Raw genomic sequence first — 17,600 nt, forward strand, 5'->3', positions numbered from 1 at the left:
TATGCCCGTCAGTTCTTGCTGGCGGGCATATCATTTTTATAGCTCAGCGTTGGCCGCTCCTGATCAGAACAACAACGACGCGATTAAAACTATGAGCGTTTCAAGTTCTGGACCGCGTAGGGATCGAGAGCAATCTTGGCGAACTGAGCGATGCTGACAGTCTGAGGCTGTGACGTGATGTTTACCAGCCAGAATTCTTGCTCCGTTGCAAAGGCCAGAACGTGGTCAGGCCGCGACGAAATAAGCTGCCGCCATTTTTTTCCTGCAAGCCGGGACAATATTTTTATCGTGGTGAAGAGTGGACGTTTCCCACCTGTGGGTGTCGGTTCGCCTTCATCTGCAGTAAGTCCGAAAGGTCCGGTGAGGGCTGAAAGCGTCAGGCTGTCAAGGCCAGCATTCAGCACAGATATGGCATATGCCATCGCGAAGCTCGCAGCGAATTTTCCATTGTGGCGAGGATCGCGATTGGCCATAGCAATGCGCTTGCCATTCGGGTTTTCCATCGTTCTGCTGCCATAAGGATTCTGGCGCATGGGGATGGTAGACGGCCCGATGCGATAGGGCTTATCGCCGTAGATCGCCCGCACCGAGCGGGTAATGAAAGGCAGAGCTTCCAGTGTTTGCATAACACTCAGGTCGTCCGCTGCATGGACAATCGGATTCGTGCAATGAGTGACGAAATCAAGATGCTCGCCCGGAACACGCTTGCGATTAAGCTCGGTGAAATAGCTCAGCATTCCGCCGCCAAGCTGCGCATTCAGGAATGCTGCTCTTGCTGCCGCATAAACATCTTCAAGCGGCGGGCAGGGCGGCCATTCGCTGCTGGGCGGTGTCGACTGCCGATCTATAGCCGGTGAAACAATGACCGCATCCGGGGTAAAGCCAGCCGCTTTCATGTCAGAAGCGATTGCTGTCGTCTCTTCGATGAGCGATTTCTCGCAAGGCAATGCAATTTCGAGCGAAACACGGCCTTTATGTCGGGCTGCAAGAGCTGCAAAGTCGGCAAAGGCTGAACCTTTGTGCCCTGCCAGTGGATCGTAATGAAATAACAAATCCTGCGGGCCAACTTCCTGCAACAGATCAATTGCGGCAAGGCTTGCTTTGGCTTCTTCCGGTGTGATGATGATGCCGATATTTGGCAATGTGCCGCTTGTGTCACCAAGCGTGATGCTCACCGGCTCTGCATACCGGGTGTTATTTGGTGTCACTGCGCGCGTGTCGGAAATGTTGAGCACGATGCGCTGATGCTGGGATTTGGTGGCTTCGATCTGGTAAGGCCATGGCAAAGCCAGCGGCCGTACATAGGTCTTGTAAGATGCGTCGGACCAGTTGCGCTGATCCTCCATCTCAAAGGTATCGCCTTCCATGCGGCATTCGACCGTAACGCCGGGCATGGCCTCATGGGTGATCGCACGCATATCCTTGAAAGGCTGCCACGGTTCGATCAGATCGGGCAGGCGGGTCTTGTTGAGTGTGCCGTCTACATGCTCGACCCTCACAGGGGAGCCTGCCACGCCGACGATTGGATGCAGGATGCAAAAGCCGCAACGGTTGGTTTCAAAGCCTGTCGCTGTATTCGCTACGGCTTCGAAAGTGAGCGTACCACCAACACTCTCTGCCTGAATGCGGACATCAATGGTGAGTTTGGTCGCATCCGGGCCTTCGCAACGTGCCTGATAGGTGACGATGAAACCGCTGTCGCTTTGCTCGACGTTCAGATCATGGATTTGCGGATTATAGGTCCCCCAGTCGCGATCCCGCACCAGATAGGAGACGGCACGCAGAACTTCGACACCGTCGTAAGTGATGGTGCGAAGATTGCCGTCGTTCAAATCCAGGCTAAGCAAGCCCGCTTTCAGATGCGTCGGCTTAGCTTCGGTTTCACGCGTTCCATAGAGCAGGAAAAAATCGACGTTGCTCATTTGAGCAACGCCGTAATGTCGACGCGGTTGCCGCTTGCGGCACTGTCATAGGCGGCTTCGACAAGCGCGAAAGTCTTGAGATTATCCGCACCCGATGTCGAGGTTTCTTCGCGAGTTTCCAGCTTGTCCACCCAATGCTGCTGAATGGCAAAAACGCTTCCCTGAATATTGTGCCATGGACGTGAGGCCCATGAGAGCAGTTTTGGCGAAACATCGGAAACCGTCGTGCTGTTCGGCGTAATCACTTCAAGGCGATAACCCTGATAAAGACGAATAGAGCCTTCGGCGCCATCAAGTTCAACGAGTGTTTCCGGGAAAGGATCGGTTGCGAGCTTGGTGGCATAGCTTACGTCGACAATGGAAGTAGCACCATTTTCATGGTCCATGAGAATGGTTGCTACATCTTCACCCTTGATTTTCGGGTTCACACGCTTGGTGCGTGCAACAAGGCTGGTCACATCGCCCAGAATGAAGCGCGCAATATCAAGCGTATGAATGCCTAAATCTTCGATGATGAAGCGTTCGCCTTCCGCAAGATAAGGCTGGCCGGAGAAAACATCAAAGCCCGAGCGGAAGGAAAAGCGTCCCCAGAAAGGCGCGCCTATGACGCCGCTATCGAGCGCTTTACGCACGGCCTGAATAGGTGTCTGCCAGCGGAAGTTTTCATGCACCATGAGCGGAATGCCTGCTTCACCGCAGATCTTCACCATGGCCTTTGCATCATCAAGCGTTTTGGCAAAGGGCTTCTGGCAGATTGCTGGCACCTTGTGGGCGGCGGCAAGCTCCACCAGAGCACGATGGCTTGAAACTGTGGTGGCGATATCGACAAAGTTGATGCCGCCATCTGCAAACAGCGCCTCAGCATCTGTGTAGCGTCGTTCGATGCCGAACTGGTCGCCGACAATCTTCAACCGCTCAGGATCGCGGTCGCAGATCGCCACAATTTTGGCACCCGAAACGTCGTTCCATGCGTGCATCTGATTGATTGCGAAGAAACCACAACCGATGAGAGCGCCATTCAAGTCTGCCATTTTTATCCTGCTTTTGCCATTTGCATGAGTGTAACGCGCTGCTGGAGGCGGCGCTGTGCCTGATCAACTACCACGGCGATGATGATGACAAGGCCCTTGATGACCATCTGCCAGAAGGACGATACGCCCATCATGACCAGACCGTCGGAGAGAATACCGATGACGAATGCACCGATGATTGTGCCGCCAATGGTGCCGCGTCCGCCTGACATTGAAGTGCCACCAAGAACGGCTGCTGCGATGGCGTTTAGCTCGAACGAGTTGCCGGTTGCCGGGTGCGACGACATCAGTTCAGACGAGATGATAAGCCCGGCAATCGCGGCACAGAAGCCCGAAAACATGTAAACGAACATCTTTACGCGGTCGACGCGGATACCCGACATGCGTGCCGCACGTTCATTGCCGCCGACTGCGAAAATCTGGCGACCAAGCGGCGTGTATCGCGCGATATAGGCTGCGGCCAATGCGACGACGATCAGAATCCAGATCGAGACCGGAAGACCGAGAATGCTGCCTGATCCGAGGAAGGCGAAGCCGGTTGTGCCCAGATCTTCGCGGCCTACAAGGTTCGGGAAGGTCTGGCCGTCCGAGGACAGAAGTGCCAGGCCACGCGCTACATAAAGCGTGCCGAGTGTCGCGATGAAGGGCGCGACATTCAGTTTGGTTATCAATAGCCCGTTTATGAAGCCGACTGCGACACCAACGGCCAATGTGATCAGCGAAATTTCGATGATGTTGAAATAGATCGTGTAGCCGATGCCAAGATCAATCCCGTAGATCAGAAGACCGCCGGCAACCATGCCGCAAAGCCCGACAATGGAGCCGACGGAAAGGTCGATGCCGCCTGTGATGATGACGAAGGTCATGCCCATTGCAAGAAATGCATTAAGCGCAACGTGCTTCGACATCAGGATCAGGTTGGCGGCTGAAAGGAAGTTTGGTGCTGCGAACGAGAAGAAGATGAACACCGCGAAAAGCGCGATGAAGGTTCTCAGTTTCATCAGCGTCAGCAGGGCCGAGCCGCTGTTAAAGGTTGAGTCAGTGGCGGCCGTCGTCGTGTTGGCTGTCATGACGCGCGTTCCCTTGTTTGTTTGTTGTGGTCGTTGTCATGTGTATGCCCGTGGCCCTTGGCCGAAGCGGCAACAATGTCGGCTTCCGTCGCTTTATCGCGGTCGAATATGGCAATCAGCTTCCCATTGCTGAGCACCGCGATGCGATCGGAGAGCGCCATGACTTCTTCCAGATCAGAGGTTGAAAAAAGAATGGATAGACCTTCGGCAGCAAGCCTGCGCATGGTGCGGAAGACATCGGCCTTCGCACCCACATCGATGCCGCGCGATGGCTCATCCATCAGAAGAACTTTCGGATTGGTCATCAGCGCCTTGCCGATGACGACCTTTTGCTGATTGCCGCCTGACATCGAAGTGACTTCGAATTCGGGGTTTGGTGCCTTGATCGAAAGGTCTTTGATCGCCTGTTGAATGGCCTGTTTTTCACGCTTTGGCGTGATGTGGAAGACGCGAGCCAGACGGTCGAGACTTGCCAGTGTCAGATTGCTGGCAATCGACAAGATCTGCACCAGACCTTCGCGCTGACGATCTTCCGGTATGAGGGCAAGGCCGCGCCGGATGCGACGGGTCGTATCGCGCTCTTTCACTTCCTCGCCATCGATATAGATATGGCCGGTGGAGTGCCCATGCTGGCCCATCACACACTCGAAAAACTCGGAACGTCCCGCGCCCATAAGGCCGTAAATGCCCAGAACTTCGCCCGCGCGCACGGTCAGGGAGACATCATCAACTGCAAGCCCGCCGGTTGCCCGGGGCAGGGTGATGTTTTCAGCACGAAACCGTTCGGCGCCAATCTTGTGGGTAACAGGCTTGGCAAAATCCTTGGCATCGGAGCCGATCATCGAACGCACGATCCATTGCGTATCGATATTTTTGATCTCTTCCTGGCCGGTGATTTTTCCGTCGCGCAGAACCGTGATGTAATCGCCAATTCGCATCAGTTCTTCGAGACGATGCGAAATATAGACGATTGCCACGCCCTTCTTTTTCAGCTCGGCGATCACCTTGAACAGAATGTCGACTTCGGCGGCAGAAAGGGCCGATGTTGGTTCATCCATGATGACGATGCGTGCATCGAGCGAAATGGCCTTGGCGATTTCGACAAGCTGCTGCTGACCGATCGGCAGATCGGCGACAAGCGTAGTTGCACAGATGCCTGCGTCAAGGCGGTCGAGATATTCATTGGCCTTGACGACCTGCGCCTTGTGATCAATACCACGCAAACCGCGTGTGATCTCGCGTGTGGCAAAGATATTCTCGGCCACCGTCATGTTTGAAAACAGGTTCAGTTCCTGAAAGATCATCGCAATGCCGCGCTTCTGCGCGTCGGCAGGGCTGTCGAATGACACTTCCTCGCCATCGAGAATAATCTTCCCCATGGTCGGACGCTCAACGCCCGCGATGATCTTCATCAGCGTTGACTTGCCAGCACCGTTTTCGCCGACAAGCACATTGACCGAACCACGGCGCAATTCAAGATTGGCGCGCTTGACCGCGACAATGCCTGAATAGACCTTGGAAACATCCTCAAGCTTGAGGACGATATCGTTTTTCTCGTTCAACTCCGTCTCCATGGCTTATTTCCCCAGAGAGATGGAAACAGGCGTCACAAGAGGAAGCTGGCCCTTCGATGGCAACGGGAAAGCACCTTCGGCCTTCACCTTCATGCCAATGAGTTCTTCGCGTGGCAGCTTGGACAATACGTCATCGTTGACGCGGGCGTTGAACGCCTTGCCAAATTGCGCCCAGTCGATCTGATTGCGGAACTCGTTGAAGTTCACAAAGGAGAGGCTGTCGCGGATTGCGCTGCCGCGAACCGTCGGCCCGATCTGCACGCGTGCATCGGCCTTGCCATCGCCATTGTTGTCGACATCGACATAGGCTGCACGCGACTTCGTTTCAGCGGCGACCACTGTACCTTCAAGCCTAGCTGCAAAGGTCCAGGGGGCATTGCCCTGCTTTTCGCGATGACCGTATTTCGCTCCAGCGGCATCCACATCTGTATTTGCAGCCTGCATCACTTCATCGAGCGTTGCAGTTTTCTCGGCAAAAAACGGCTTAACTTTTGAATCCCATATGTCGGCAACCGAACGATCGGGATTGAAATTATCGCCGCGTGCTTCTGCGGCTTCTTCTGCTGTCGGCGTCTTGATGATTTTGCAGCCCGAAAGCGCGACGCCGCAGGCCAGCAGGATAATGGAAGCTGACTTCAGCACTGACATGAATTTATCCTCGGTATTAGGAGCATTTCGGGAGCGCTAACATTTGTCGGCGCTCCCGATGTCGCAAGCCTTGGGAGTTAGTCCTTCAAAGCGAAAGTTTCGAGCTTGTCTGCATTGTCAGGATTGATAAGGACGCAGTCCATCAGCTGCTTTTCTTCAGCAGGGCCCTTACCGGTCTTGATGAATTCGTCAGCCTGAACGACAGCCATCTGTGCCTGAGCATAGGCAGGCTGAAGAACCGTTGCCTTGATGCCACCGGCCTTGATGGAGTCGCGGACATCGTTGGAGCCGTCGAAGCCGACAACGATAACGTCCTTGCGACCTGCGGCTTCAAGCGCTGCCCAAGCGCCCATGGCCATGGTGTCATTGCCGGAAATCACGCCCTTAATGTCGGGATTTGCCTGCAAAATGCTCTGCATCTTGGAGAAGGCTTCAGTCTGGCTCCAGTTGGCCGACTGCTGCGCAACCATTTTCATGTCTGGATATTCATCGATGACGTCGTGATAGCCCTTGGAGCGGGTGCCAGCGTTGAGGTCGGATTCGCGGCCGAGCAGCTCGACATAATTGCCAGCTTCGCCCATTAGCTTCACGAATTCTTCCGCACCGAGCTGTGCGCCCTGATAGTTGTTGGAAACAATCTGCGACACTGCAACGCCTGAGGCATTGATTTCACGGTCGATCAGGAATGAAGGGACTTTGGCATCCTTGGCCTTCTGAACGGCGGCAATCGATGCTTCCGAGCCAGCATTGTCGAGGATGATTGCCTTTGCGCCACGACCGATGGCCGTATCGACAAGCTGCGACTGCTTGGTTGGATCGTCGTCATGCTGAAGGATCAGTGTTTCGTAGCCAAGTTCCTTGGCTTTGGCTTCGGCGCCCACGGCTTCGGCTTTGTAGAATGGATTGTCGTGCGACGGCGTGATGATTGCGATCAGATCAGCGGCCCATGCTGGCATGACAACACCGCCTGCCAATGTTGCCGAGACGGCTGCAATCGCAAAACCGCGCGCAATTGTCCTGCGTGTAAACTTCATTATTTCCTCCCAAATCAAGCCCCGTTTCCCAAGAGGCGGTAAAAAAGGGGAAGGCGCATTACGCCCTCCCGGATAACGTCACGTAATGCGACGGATGCTTTCTGCGATTTCTTCCGGTTCGAAAACGTTTTTCCAGTCGTCGCGCATCAGCGCAGGAATGCCGAATTCGATTGCCTTGTTGCAGGCATCGGAGAATACGCCCTGGACTTCGCCAAAGATGACGGCGCCGAGAACATTCATGTGGCCGAGCAGGAAGTCGCGTGCTGCTTCTTCAGGAACGCCGCGACGAACGGTTTCATCCATGGCCTGCTTCATGACAACGAGAAGCGAAGCTGCAACGGTTTCCGAGAGGCCCGGCTCGAGAATTGCGAGCTGCTCAACGGTTACGCGATGCGAGCGCATCACTGGTGCCCAGATGACCTTGGCGATTTCTTCGCCCAGTGCATAAGCTTCTTCCGGTCCCTGCATCAGAGCCGAAACGATGTGCTGCTTTGCAAACAGACCGCCGAAGTGGTCCTTCTTTGCTTGCATATCCGTTTCGTCGTTGAAGATCGGCGGATGGCAAGGATGGGTCACGAAATAGGTGAGGTCTGCACGTTCTGGCAGATGGCCGGCAAATGGCGCGGCTGCGTCGAGTGCAACAACCATCGTGCCCGGCTTCAGCTTGTCTACGATGCCTGCTGCGACCTTGCCGATGATGGTATCCGGCACAGCCAGAATGACGACTTCCGCGCCTTCAAGACCCGCATCAACATCAATGGTATCGATGCCGAGGTCGTTCTTCAGGCGTGCCTTTCCTGCGTCACTGACTTCGATGTGACGGACTTCAAAGCGCGAACCTTTGAGGTTCTTGGCCAGACGGTAGCCCATCTTGCCGCCCGCTCCGAACAAAGCGATAGCTGTCATGATTGTAGTTCCTTCCCAGACTTTTGGTAGCGTAGCTGGTATAACCAGTCAATGAGTATTCCAGATTCAAGCGGTCAGGCCGTCGCGAATCTGACTGAAATAACCGTCAGAACCGACCTGACCGCCCTTGAGGGCAATCTGGAGGCAGTTGGTGGCGGCGTGAGCGCCGTGTGCCGTGCAAAGCGGCGACCCCGGAGTTTGTGGAAGCGGCAAAAGCGTGGTGAGTGCATCGACATGCAATTCACGCAATGCGTGGCTGGAAGTGTCGCCGCCTGCAATGACTGCGCGGGTAAGACTTTCGCGCTCGACAAGGCTGCGGAGGATGAAGCCGAGGCTGCGGGCCAGCTTGTGGCGGCTGCCTGCAATCTTATCGATTTCTGTACCTCGGTCAGCCGACGGACCAAGGGCGGTGTTGAGGATAACGCTGTTGCCCTGCTGGAGCGCTTTCTGGCCGTCAGCAATGGCAGCTTCGATTGCCTGATTGCCATTCTCACCCAGAAGATCGAGTGGGTTGAGATCAATGCCGGTAAAGCCTGACGCGGTCGCGTGACGAATCTGACGTTCTGTCGTCGGTGAGACGCTTCCTGAAACGACCGCGATGCGGTCAGCCTTGCCGGGAAGCGGAAATTCCTTTTTAGCGCCAATCAGTCCGGCCTTGGCCCAAGCGGCCAGAAGCGCATATTCAACGCCCGACGAACCAGCGACAAACCAGCCGTCGCGGGAACGCAAACGCCAGAGCTGCTCGCCTGCCTGCAACTGGCTTTCATGGCTGTCGACGTCGAACAGCAACATGCCGTCCGCATTTTTGACAATCGCGTTTATGCAGTCATTTGCATCTGCGGCTGAAAGCGCTACGAGATCAGCAAGCACCGTTTTCAGTGCGGTCTGCTTAGCCAGATGCATGCGCAGGTCTGCTTCATGCATGGGCGTGACCGGATGGCGGCTCATGACGGGATGGCGGTCGATACGATAGGTTTCGCCCTGATAGGCGGCGAACAGATTGCCGAAAGATGTGTAACGCTTGAGCTGCGGCGCACCGACAATCAACGGCACATAGGCCTGATTAAAGATCGCTTTGCCGATTTCCACGGCCTTACCGATATTGCCGACATGAGGTGCGGAATCGAATGTTGAGCAGACTTTGTAATGCGCAATCGCAGTATTCAGGCTTTTAAGCCAGTTGAACGCTGGCGTGAGATTTTCCTGCATCCATTCAGGCGTTTCGCTGCGGCTGGTGCCTGCAAGACCGATAGCCTTGCAGTGCGAGAAGCGCGAAAGAAGTTCTTCATCCGGCACATTCATGAACAGTACAGTGTCGACGCCGTTGGAAGCCATGGCTTCCATAACATCGGTCGAGCCGGTCAGATCATCGCCGTAGTAAGACAGCAGTAATTCGTTGGAAGCCTGTGACATTACTCGCCACCTTTCCCGAATTTTGCGAGCGAGGCTGCAAGTTCGGGGTGATCTACTGCGTAAGTTTCAAGCGGGATACCCGCAACTGCTGCTTCCCATGCTTGCTGCACAGCGCGAACACCGGCAGCCGGGCCACCCGGATGGCTGACAATGCCGCCGCCGCACAGATAAAGCAGGTCTGTCGTGCGGCCCGTGCGCTCATAGGTTTCCGGTGCCTGTCCACCCCATTGCCCGGAACCGGCGACAGGAAGCGGGCAATCGGACGGATCAAACAGGGGCGTGCTGACGGCCTTGAACGAATTGACGAAACTTTCGTCTGGCTCCCAATATTTCACGCGGATGCCGTTGATCTGGAACTGATCGACGCCGAGCAGCCGCCAGAACTGCTGATAAACGCGGAAATCCATGCCTGCGCCTGGGTTGCGGGTCAGGATGTCCCAACCGTTGCGATGGGCATGAAGCACGAGGCCCGAGCGCTTGCGCAAGAAGCTCATGCCCCCAAAGCCAACCGAGTTGATGTTGACCACGGCGCAATTGCCGCCAGCTTTCAGCACCATGTCGTGGTTGCGCATCATGACGTCGGGATCAGCATGGGAGATGCCGAAAGCATACATCACCTTTTTGCCGGTCTTCTGTTCGTGATCGAGAATACGCGGCACGATCGCGGCGATGCGCTCTTTAAGCGGCGAGTAGGCCGGACTCATCAGTTTTTCATCGTCCTTGATGAAATCGACGCCAGACTCAATCAGTTCGCCTACGAGTTCTGCTGTCTCATGTGGACGCAGACCGAGTGCTGGCTTGACGATGGTGCCGATGATCGGACGCTTTTCAACGCCTGTCAGACGACGGCTTCCGGCAATGCCGAATTGTGGGCCGGGATGCGCGCCTTTGAAGGCTTCCGGCAGCTTCATGTCGACAACGCGGATGCCTGTCATGCCCTTGATCGAATAGACGCCGCCAACGGCAATTGTCATCAGCGCTGCTAAATCGGTGCCGATAGCATCAAGCGGAAAGGCAATATCGACATCGGCGCGCTTGATCGGCCCGTGACCTGGCTCAAGCTCCGGCCATGCAGGCACCGTTGCGTCTTCAAGCGGGCGAATTTCGAGAACACGTGCTGCAACCCGCGCCTTCAGTTCTTCCGTCTCACCCGGAACGGCGACGAAAGTGCCGGTCGACTGATCGCTCGCGATCTTGGCGGCCATCTGTTCGATGCTGCCGGTTGTCTCAATGCGATAGGTCAAGCAGATGTTCATCGGAATTGTCGTCACTCATGGTTTTCGTTGCGCCTGCAATAAGCGCATGGTGTTTGAGTGCGAACTGGTATAATGAGTATTCCAATATCTGCAAGCGGAAAATTGTTAACCGGTCGCGAGAGTGTGGGTAACGGCTTTCCTCAGAGCATTTGAAGATGCATAAGGGAGAAAAGCTCATGAGCAGTGAGACGCAATGACCCAAGCAATTGAACCCATCATTCGCCGCAAACTATCCGACGAAGTTTTCGACCGGCTCGAAAACATGATTACTTCCGGTGAATTGACGCCGGGCGACGAGATGCCGTCCGAGCGCGTTCTGATGGAGCGTTTTGGCGTTGGACGTCCCGCGATCCGCGAGGCGATGCAGTCACTTGCCAAGATGGGACTGGTCAGCATCTCGCATGGTGAGCGTGCCAAGGTTTTGAAGTTGACGGCAAAGTCGATTTTTCAGCAGGTGGATCCGACTGCGAAGATCATGATTGCGCAATCAATGGACACGCTGGAAGATTTGAAGAGCGCGCGAATTTTCTTCGAGCGCGGTATTGTTCGCGAGATTGCACAGAAGACAACGGAAGATGATATCGCCGAGCTGCGGGAGATCATCGAACGGCAGCGGAAATCGCTCGGTGATGCAGACGCATTCATCGCTGCCGATATGGAGTTTCATGTCCGGATAGCTAGAATTGCTGGCAATCCAATATTGGTCGCAGTAAGCGAAGCTATGCTCGCTTGGCTGAAAGAGTATCACACCCATATGCTTATCTGGACTGGCAAAGAGAAATATACCCTCGTTGAACACGAGGAAATATTGGATTGCTTGTCGGCTAAGGATGCGGACCGCGCCGAGGCTGCCATGCTCCGCCATCTTGAGCGGTCGCGCACGCTATACAAGAAAGAATAGAGCTTCTCGCCTGAAAGCTATTGTCGTTTCATCAGGCAGTAGACCAAAAGCGAGGAGGCGATGGCCACGATTGCAGAAACCAGAATTGCAACCGAGAAGCCGGCAGAATAACCTCGCATGGCAAGTTCGGTTGCGGCAATCCTCGCTGAAGGTGCGACCATACCAAGTGCGTTAGGCAAGTCGCCCGCGACTATCGCGTCAGCAAAATTTCCACTGCATGTCGGATCGTTGCAGCCCGTTTGCATTAAGTGAGTCCGAACAGCACTTGCCAGCACTCCGCTCAGGACTGCGAAGCCCAACAGAATGCCGGTAAATCGGGCGGTTGTGCTGATGCCCGATGCCATCCCGGCACGGTCGCGTGCAACGGTACTCATGATCGCTTTCTGGGTTTCACCATTCAGCAAGCCGCCACCGCTCCCAATCAGAAACATACCGGACATAACGATAGACCAGGTGCCGGAATGTGCGCCGAAGCTTGTCACAAGACTACCGATACCCACGATCATGAGTCCAAAGGACAGAATTTCCCGTGACGACATTCTCTTTCCGAGAAAACGCCCGACATTGGGGAAGATCAGCATCGCGCTTGCAAATGGAAGCATGGCAAAACCAGCTTGCAATGGCGGCTGACCGAAGCCGTTTTGAAGGAATAGCGGCAGCATGGACGCCATCACTTGAGCGCAGGCTGCATAGGCAAACATCGCCCAAACCCCGCCTATAAAGCGAGGATTGCGAAATAGGCTGAGATCGAGCATCGGACGCTGCTGGACAGTCTCCGCAACCAAGAAAATAGCCAGACCGGCCAAGCCGCCGACAAATCCTGCAATCGCGGTTGAAGAGGTCCAGCCATGTGCCTGTCCATTGATAAGTCCCCATGTGAGGCCGAACATTGTACTCGCAAATGCAACGATGCCGATTGGATCAACGCGCCGCGCATTTTCATCTTTTGAATCGGTGATGGAACGCAGCGTAGCCAGTGCCAACACAATGCCGATAGGTATGTTTATGTAGAATGCCCAGCGCCAGCCGAGACTATGGGCGATAAGGCCTCCGATAATCGGTGACAGCACCATGGTCAGGCCCATGATGCCGCCCCAGATTGACCATGCACGGTTACGCTCCTCATCGCGATGGAACGTATGGCCAATGATCGCGAGCGCAGGCGCGAGCTGGAAGGCGGCACTGGCGCCTTGCAACGCGCGAGCAAGGTAAAGTGAAGTGGCTGAATCTGCTACACCACAAAGCCAGGATGAGAATGCGAACGCACCAATTCCAATCAGAAAAACAGTGCGACGCCCGAACCGGTCGGCTAGAGCGCCAGCTGGCAAGAGCAGCGACGCGAAGCAAAGGACATAAGTGCTGATGACCCACTCTACGTCAGCAAAACTTGCCGAAAATTCCCGTGCAATGGTCGGTAGGACCATCGCGACAACATTTGTGTCCAGCACGGTCATTGCGCAACCGGTCGAGGCTGTCAGCAAAATGAAAGTTGAATTGGTAACGCGCGGCGCGGATGCGAGGACGGTTGTCATTTGGTTGTCAATGCTGCCGCACCAGCCTTCGCAATCTGCTGGTCATGATCGGGTGTGTCGGCTGATACGCCAATGGCGCCAACAATCGTACCATTCACCGTGATTGGAACTCCTCCGCGCATGAGCACGAAACCGCGCGCCGTGATAGCGGCAGGGCGTGCCCCGTTGATAGCATCCTCGAGAGCACCGCTTTCCCGACGGAAAAGCGCGGCTGTGCGAGCTTTGCCGGGCGCGAGCTCGACGCCAGCGGGTACTGACGCGTTGTCCATGCGTATCGTGAGGATCGGCAGACCTTCTGCATCGACGACTGAGATCACGCAGGGCCAGCCGTTCGCTGTCGCTTCTTTTTCGGCAGCAGCTACGACGGAGCGGGCAGCTTCGAGGGTAAGATAAGGCTTTGTCGGCAATTCGATTGCCAATGCCGGGAAGGCTGCGGCGAGGGTCATCGTTGCGGTCAACGAGGCGATGATTCTGACAGAATGGGCGGACATTGGACTTCCTTCATTACATTTGAGGTGCCAATAAACAGGATGTTTGAATTTCTTTCATTCGTGGTGTTTTGAGATAATATTAGCTTTTACCTAATTATTGGAGCCACTCATGGACCTCAGGCATCTTCGTTATTTTTTGACACTCGCTGAGGAGCTTCATTTTTCCAGAGCGGCAGAACGGTTGAACATTGCGGCTCCGACGCTCACGGTTCAGATACAGGAAATCGAGCGGCGGCTCGGTACGAAACTTTTCTTCAGAACCAAACGCTCAGTCGCAATCACTCCCGCGGGTGAGGTGTTTCTGAAGGAAGCGAGATTGGTGCTGGATCAATTCAATAAGGCGGAAAGTGTCGGCCGCAGAGCTGGACGAGGGGAGATCGGGCGGATCGAAATTGGCTATGTCGGCTCGGCGGCTTATGCCGGAGCCTTGCAGATGCAAATCAGTCGTTTCTCGCATGATTGGCCCCAAGTGGAGCTTCATTCGCGCGAATTTCCGATGGAGGATCTACCGAAGCTCATTGAAGGCGGGCATCTCGACATTGGCTTCGTCCGTATGCCGATGACGCTCCCACCGTCACTCAGCGTCCATGTTTTGCTACGAGACTATTTTTGTCTGGCGCTGCCCTCTGACCATCGGCTTGCGGTTGCTGAGGTGGAGGACCAGTACGCTTTTCTTGCGGAAAGCCGGTTTATTCTGCCGGAACAGGAGGCGGGCACATATGAAGTCGCGAAACGAGGAGGTTTCACTCCGAGGATTATTGCAAAGCCGGGCAGTCTTCTTGCTGTTCTGACACAGGTGTCGCTGGGTGCCGGTATATCAGTCATACCGGGCGTGGTGAGAAACGTCGTGCACATGCCCAATACGGTTTTCCGTCCAATAATCGGAAAGCCGATCATGTCGGAAGTGGCCGCCATTTTCAGAAGTAAGGAATACGCGGTCAGTGTCAAAAATTTCATCGACCAAATATGCGCTTCGCCACCGATCCAGCTTGACTATAAGCGAAATGAACAAATAGTGTGAAATATATTTCATATACTGAATTATATTGACAGTCGCGTTTCTTTGCGATTAGCTATCAATACCGGTCTTCGAGGAGGAGGGCCGGTCTTCATAAAGATCAACGGCGTTTTTTGGGACGCTTTCCGCGCGTTTGGGAGGGGCTTTGGCCTCGAGGAGGACACTTGCGCAAATTTCTGAGCACGACCGCAATGGCGGTTCTTGCGGCAACGCTTCTGGCCGGTTCCGCAACGGCAGCCGAGACCGAGAATCCGTTCCGCTGTAAACCGGGCGAAAAATATGTGATGAACGTCATGGTTTCTGGCGTTGAATACTGGTTTCCCGTCTATGAAATGTTCAAGCAGGCTGGCCAGCAGTTCGGCTGCGAGACGGAATATACTGGCACACCGGAATATGACGTGAACAAGCAGATCGCCACGTTCGATCAGGCGTTGGCGCAGAATCCAGCTGGTATTCTTGTTCATCCGATGAACTCCGACCCGTTCATCGAGCCCATCAACCGGGCGATCGATCAGGGTACGGCGGTCGTCACATTCGCAGCAGATTCTCCGTTGTCGAAGCGTGTGTCCTTCATCACTTCGGACAACACACGAGAAGGCACCTATGCGGCCGATGCCATCGCCCAGAAAATGGGCGGCAAGGGCGAATATGCTGTTCTTGAAAATCCGGGACAGGATAATCACGACAAGCGCATTGCAGCTTTCATCGCCCGAATGGAGGAGAAGTGGCCGGACATGAAGCTGGTTGGTCGTGCTGCTTCCAATCAGGACCCGACGAAAGCGTATCAGGGGCTGTCGAGCCTCATTCAGGCCAATCCGAACCTAGGCGCGGTTTTCATGCCGGAGGCCAACTCCGCAATTGGAGCTGCTCAGGCGAACAAGGAAGCCGGTGGCAAGGTTCTCGTCATGTGTGCCGACGTCAACGCCAACATCCTCGACATGATCAAGGCTGGTGAAGTCTTCGGTTCGATCAATCCGAACCAGGGCATGCAGGGCTATATGGGCTTCATGCTGCTGTGGCTTGCCAAGCATCCGGAACTGATCGACCCGATGAATGACGCCAAGCGTTCCGGCTTCAACCCGATGAGCATTCCCGTTGTCGATAATGGCCTCTCGATTGTGACCGCAGAAAACGCGGACGACTTCTATTGGGACAAATATCTGAAGCGTCGCGGTACTAAGGGCATTGAGGAATAGGCTCCGTTCAAGAAGCCATCCGCGCCCTGTGGTGCGGATGGTTGGAATGAAGAGGGAGGAAAAAGATGGCTGAACCGGTGCTTACCATTCACGGTGTAACCAAGCATTTCGGAGCGGTGAAGGCGCTGACGCAAGTGGATTTCAGGCTTGAATGTGGGGAGGTCCATGCGCTCTGCGGCGAGAACGGTGCTGGTAAATCGACACTGATGAGCATTATCGCTGGCGTTTTGCAGCCGACTGAAGGTGAGATACGCATTGACGGCAAAATCGTTCACATTGCCTCCCCCGCCGTGGCGCAATCGCTTGGTATCGGTCTGGTGCATCAGGAAATAGCGCTTTGCCCGGACGCGACAGTGGCCGAAAACATGTTTATGGCAACGACCAATCGCCGTCGTTCACCGTTCATGAATTACCGCGTGCTGGAACGTGATGCGCAGATCGTGATGAACCGCCTGGCGGCTATCGATGTTCGGCAGAAGGTCGCCAACTTGCCGATTTCTAGCCAGCAGCTCGTGGAGATCGCCAAAGCGCTGACACTCGACTGCCGTGTGTTGATTCTGGATGAACCGACGGCTGCGCTCACCGAAACCGAGGCACAGCAGCTCTTTTCGATTATCCGTGATCTCAAGGCAAACGGTATTTCCATCATCTATATCAGTCACCGTATGGCCGAGATTTTCAGCCTCTGCGACCGGGTGACGGTTTTCCGCGATGGTCGTTATGTATGCACCGATCGCATTGCAGATGTGAAACCAGACGATGTGGTGCGTCGGATGGTAGGACGAGAGATCACGCAGCTCTACCCGGATAAGCTTGGATCACACGAGGCGGCAGGCGAAATTATTCTCGAAGTCGACGGCATCGGCGATGGCGTGCGCTTTAATGACGTAAGCTTTGCCGTTCGCAAAGGTGAAATTCTTGGTGTCGGTGGCCTTATCGGATCGGGGCGAACGGAGATTGCCGAAGGTATCTGCGGCCTTCGTCCACGCACTGCGGGAACAGTTCGCCTCCATGGCAAGACACAGAAGATCAGTTCATATTCCGACGCAGCCAAGGCCGGCATTGTTTATCTTTCAGAAGACCGCAAAGGTTCTGGCGTATTCCTGGAGATGTCCATCGCGCAGAATATTTCCGTGCTGGACCTGAAATCATTGACCAATGCCGCCGGACTTCTGAACGGTCGAGCCGAGGCTGCACTTGCAGAGGATTTTGCGAAACGGCTTTCCGTGCGCATGGGTGGCATCGAAGCGCCTGTGAAATCACTTTCAGGCGGCAATCAGCAGAAAGTGGCAATCGCCAAGCAACTGGCGGTAAAGCCCAAAGTCATTCTGATGGATGAGCCGACACGGGGCATAGATGTCGGCGCGAAGGCGGAAATTCATCGCCTGTTGCGGGAGCTTGCGCTCTCCGGCATCGGCATCATCGTCATCTCGTCGGAAATGCCGGAACTGCTTGGGCTTGCTGACCGCGTGCTCGTCGTTCGGGAAGGGCACATCGCGGGAGAGCTTTCTGCGGACACCATGTCGGAAGAGGCAGTGATCCTTCTTGCTTCAGGCGTTGGCGCGGAACGGGCATCGCATCATGCCGCATGAAAAGAAAATGGGAGAG

15 protein-coding genes are annotated in these 17,600 nt (G+C 55.0%); 4 read left to right on the top strand and 11 right to left on the bottom strand.

The features are described from left to right. Positions 1-89: 89 nt before the first annotated feature. From apnL to oiaX, 9 genes are all read right to left on the bottom strand, one after another. The gene (gene apnL / locus CES86_RS18510) at positions 90-1,922 is read right to left on the bottom strand and encodes a D-apionate lactonase (protein ID WP_094515059.1); all 1,833 of its coding nucleotides are present in this window, start codon (positions 1,920-1,922) and stop codon (positions 90-92) included. Then, the gene (locus CES86_RS18515; RefSeq protein WP_029927949.1) at positions 1,919-2,953 is read right to left on the bottom strand and encodes a Gfo/Idh/MocA family protein; all 1,035 of its coding nucleotides are present in this window, start codon (positions 2,951-2,953) and stop codon (positions 1,919-1,921) included. Before CES86_RS18515 ends, apnL begins: the two co-directional genes overlap by 4 nt. 2 nt (positions 2,954-2,955) lie before the next feature. Continuing rightward, on the bottom strand, positions 2,956-4,023 hold the full coding sequence (locus tag CES86_RS18520; RefSeq protein ID WP_010661025.1) for an ABC transporter permease: 1,068 nt from the start codon (positions 4,021-4,023) through the stop codon (positions 2,956-2,958). Continuing rightward, the gene (locus tag CES86_RS18525) at positions 4,020-5,597 is read right to left on the bottom strand and encodes a sugar ABC transporter ATP-binding protein (RefSeq protein ID WP_029927947.1); all 1,578 of its coding nucleotides are present in this window, start codon (positions 5,595-5,597) and stop codon (positions 4,020-4,022) included. Before CES86_RS18525 ends, CES86_RS18520 begins: the two co-directional genes overlap by 4 nt. A 3-nt stretch (positions 5,598-5,600) precedes the next feature. Further along, the gene (locus CES86_RS18530) at positions 5,601-6,245 is read right to left on the bottom strand and encodes a DUF2291 family protein (RefSeq protein ID WP_029927946.1); all 645 of its coding nucleotides are present in this window, start codon (positions 6,243-6,245) and stop codon (positions 5,601-5,603) included. Between the two features lie 77 nt (positions 6,246-6,322). Continuing rightward, positions 6,323-7,279 carry a D-ribose ABC transporter substrate-binding protein gene (locus CES86_RS18535; RefSeq protein WP_029927944.1) on the bottom strand — a complete coding sequence of 319 codons (957 nt, stop codon included), beginning with the start codon at positions 7,277-7,279 and terminating at the stop codon, positions 6,323-6,325. A 78-nt stretch (positions 7,280-7,357) separates the two neighbouring features. Beyond that, positions 7,358-8,185 (bottom strand): phosphogluconate dehydrogenase C-terminal domain-containing protein, encoded by an 828-nt coding sequence (locus CES86_RS18540; protein ID WP_029927942.1) that lies wholly within the window; start codon positions 8,183-8,185, stop codon positions 7,358-7,360. Between the two features lie 66 nt (positions 8,186-8,251). Further along, positions 8,252-9,598 (bottom strand): four-carbon acid sugar kinase family protein, encoded by a 1,347-nt coding sequence (locus tag CES86_RS18545; protein WP_029927940.1) that lies wholly within the window; start codon positions 9,596-9,598, stop codon positions 8,252-8,254. Then, positions 9,598-10,854: a 3-oxo-isoapionate-4-phosphate decarboxylase OiaX gene (oiaX, locus tag CES86_RS18550; protein WP_029927938.1), complete on the bottom strand. Its 1,257-nt coding sequence runs from the start codon at positions 10,852-10,854 to the stop codon at positions 9,598-9,600. The genes CES86_RS18545 and oiaX overlap by 1 nt, the downstream gene beginning before the upstream one ends. A gap of 193 nt (positions 10,855-11,047) precedes the next feature. Here oiaX and CES86_RS18555 point away from each other — a divergent pair, with 193 nt between their 5' ends. Next, a complete protein-coding gene (locus CES86_RS18555; RefSeq protein WP_010661032.1) occupies positions 11,048-11,755 on the top strand; it encodes a transcriptional regulator NanR in 708 nt (235 codons plus the stop codon). 17 nt (positions 11,756-11,772) lie between these two features. Here CES86_RS18555 and CES86_RS18560 read toward each other — a convergent pair whose 3' ends face one another. Together CES86_RS18560 and CES86_RS18565 are read right to left on the bottom strand one after the other, a co-directional pair. Continuing rightward, complete coding sequence (locus CES86_RS18560) at positions 11,773-13,287, bottom strand: MFS transporter (RefSeq protein WP_029927936.1); 1,515 nt, start codon at positions 13,285-13,287, stop codon at positions 11,773-11,775. After that, a complete protein-coding gene (locus tag CES86_RS18565; protein ID WP_029927934.1) occupies positions 13,284-13,778 on the bottom strand; it encodes a GlcG/HbpS family heme-binding protein in 495 nt (164 codons plus the stop codon). Before CES86_RS18565 ends, CES86_RS18560 begins: the two co-directional genes overlap by 4 nt. A 109-nt stretch (positions 13,779-13,887) precedes the next feature. Here CES86_RS18565 and CES86_RS18570 point away from each other — a divergent pair, with 109 nt between their 5' ends. From CES86_RS18570 to CES86_RS18580, 3 genes are all read left to right on the top strand, one after another. Next, positions 13,888-14,799, top strand: a complete 912-nt coding sequence (locus CES86_RS18570) for a LysR substrate-binding domain-containing protein (protein ID WP_029927931.1) — start codon at positions 13,888-13,890, stop codon at positions 14,797-14,799. Positions 14,800-14,960: 161 nt separating this feature from the next. Further along, positions 14,961-15,992: a substrate-binding domain-containing protein gene (locus tag CES86_RS18575; RefSeq protein WP_010661036.1), complete on the top strand. Its 1,032-nt coding sequence runs from the start codon at positions 14,961-14,963 to the stop codon at positions 15,990-15,992. Between the two features lie 65 nt (positions 15,993-16,057). Then, entirely contained in the window at positions 16,058-17,584 is a 1,527-nt protein-coding gene (locus tag CES86_RS18580) for a sugar ABC transporter ATP-binding protein (RefSeq protein ID WP_029927928.1), read from the top strand. The last annotated feature ends 16 nt before the right edge of the window (positions 17,585-17,600 follow it).

The sequence above is a fragment of the Brucella lupini genome (assembly GCF_002252535.1).
In the GTDB taxonomy this organism is placed as follows: domain Bacteria; phylum Pseudomonadota; class Alphaproteobacteria; order Rhizobiales; family Rhizobiaceae; genus Brucella; species Brucella anthropi.